The sequence below is a fragment of the Nostoc flagelliforme FACHB-838 genome, from assembly GCF_014698065.1.
Lineage (GTDB): Bacteria > Cyanobacteriota > Cyanobacteriia > Cyanobacteriales > Nostocaceae > Nostoc > Nostoc flagelliforme_B.
The window spans coordinates 1-2,286 of sequence record NZ_JACJSI010000642.1; the positions used below are offsets into that span (position 1 = coordinate 1).

Annotated in this window: 1 protein-coding gene and 2 pseudogenes; all 3 read right to left on the reverse strand. The window is 44.3% G+C overall.

The features are described from left to right. Positions 1-407: 407 nt before the first annotated feature. Positions 408-599 (reverse strand): hypothetical protein, encoded by a 192-nt coding sequence (locus tag H6G97_RS50115; RefSeq protein ID WP_190947657.1) that lies wholly within the window; start codon positions 597-599, stop codon positions 408-410. Between the two features lie 310 nt (positions 600-909). Beyond that, positions 910-2,100 (reverse strand): annotated as a pseudogene (locus tag H6G97_RS50120) (photosystem I psaA/psaB family protein); the annotation flags it as partial. 14 nt (positions 2,101-2,114) lie between these two features. Beyond that, positions 2,115-2,286, reverse strand: a pseudogene (locus tag H6G97_RS50125) (IS630 family transposase); the annotation flags it as partial.

The window sequence follows — 2,286 nt, forward strand, 5'->3', positions numbered from 1 at the left end:
GATAGGATATCGAACATGGGCGAATTGTAGCGTTTGAGTTGTCGTTGTGGTAGACAATAACTCTACTACAGAGCGCCCTATCTCTTCACCCTCTTCTTTTGGCTAAGGTATTGATCAAAGCAGGGATAAAAGTGGAATCATTTTGTCAATAAGGTTCACAAATGAAATAATCTCAGCAATATGTCTTATTGACAATAAATGAAAACAGAGCTTTAGACCGAACAACGATAATTCAAGGCTTTTGAGGATTTATTATCCCGAACTCAGGTTATTTACCAACAACATAGGGTAGAAAAGCCCGTCGTACTTCGGAAGCACCCCGCAGGCTTGGCTCAATCGTCGCCGTGAACTAGGATGGATTGCCCTTTAGAAAATGACCGTGCAGATCGACCAATTGCCCATAGCGATTAGCGATCTCTTGAATTGCAGTGTTCATGCGCTGGAGGTTCTGGCGGGCGATCGCCCGCCAGAACCCCTACAAAGTTGCGCCTGTCATCAGAGAAGGTAGGATCGTAAACATTACCAAGCACAACGGCGCGAATTGGCAACTGCTGCACAAATGTGTCGAGCGCAGTGGCAAAGGCGGATCGCTTCCTCAAGGGCAGTGATTCTCACAAAAATACTCTACCGAGTTATTCACATCAATAGAGTATATAAATCTACTATAATCATCTTTTCACAGCATTCACTTTATACTCTGGCAACTATTTATACCTCTGTATAAGTACTGCAAATCTTGCCTACAGCGATCGAGTTGTATCAACACCAAATCAAGCTGGCTGTTGTTACCCAAAAGCAATTTCAAAAGAGACAAACTTGACGGCAAAATGTCTCGGATTAATACAAAAATCCCCCTCTATACCGTCAGGTGAGAGGGGGAGATGGCTAAGTCAGAGGATTTAAAAATTTTCAACCGAATTTACTAGCGGTTGATGCTATCAGAAACGCTCCGTATGTAAGGATGTAGCCAACTGTGAAGTGAGCTAGACCTACTAACCAACCTTGGACGATAGACAGAGCAACAGGCTTATCTTTCCAGCGAACCAAGTTAGCCAACGGAGTACGTTCGTGTGCCCAGACTAGGGTTTCAATTAACTCTTGCCAGTACCCACGCCAGGCAATCAAGAACATGAAACCGGTTGCCCAAACCAAGTGTCCAAAGAGGAACATCCAAGCCCAGACAGACAAATTATTTGTGCCGTAGGGGTTGTAACCATTAATCAACTGAGCGGAGTTAGCCCACAGGTAATCACGGAACCAACCCATCAGATATGTAGAGTTCTCATTGAATTGAGCAACGTTACCTTGCCAAACACCTAAATGCTTCCAGTGCCAATAGAAAGTTACCCAACCAAGGAGATTCAGCATCCAGAACATAGCGAGATAAAAAGACTGTTCCCAAGAGGAAGTTTGACAAGTACCGCCCCGACCAGGCCCATCGCAGGGGAAGGTAAAGCCGAAGTCTTTTTTATCAGGTATCAATTTTGTAGCACGAGCATCTAATGCGCCCTTGACACAAATTAAGGTGGTAGTATGCAAACCTAAAGCGATTGCATGGTGAACCAGGAAATCACCAGGCCCAATCGTCAAGAACAGGGAGTTAGTGCCGGAGTTGATCGCTTCTGTCCAGTTTGGTAACCAAACGTTACCGTAGTTAGGCCAAGCTGTGTAGGCGATACTATCTGGGTTAGATAATAAAGTATCCATCCCATACAGCAATTTCCCGTGAGCAGATTGGATGAATTGAGCAAATACTGGCTCAATCAAAATTTGCTTTTCAGGAGTGCCAAAGGCAACTACAACATCGTTGTGGACGTACAGACCGAGGGTGTGGTAGCCTAAGAATAGCGACACCCAACTTAAGTGTGAAATAATCGCTTCTTTATGCTGAAGTACACGCTCAAGTACGTTACCTTTGTTCTGCTCGGGGTCATAATCCCGAACCCAGAAGATGCCGGCATGGGCAAACGCACCAATCATCAGGAAGCCAGCAATGTACTGGTGATGGGTATATAGCGCCGCCTGTGTTGTGTAGTCCTTAGCCATAAAAGCATAAGGAGGCAGCGAATACATGTGCTGCGCCACCAATGATAATGCAGTAAGCTAATCGGCATTTAAGCTGCAATATAACTGAAATTACCTTTGTTTTTGATTTTCCGATGCCACTTAATGGCTAACTCGCCTTGATTCAACAAGTTATCTAGCAGTGATTTTAACTCATCCACTGATTTAAATAAACGATGAGCAATATATTCCTTACATGAGTGCCAGACTAACTCGATAATG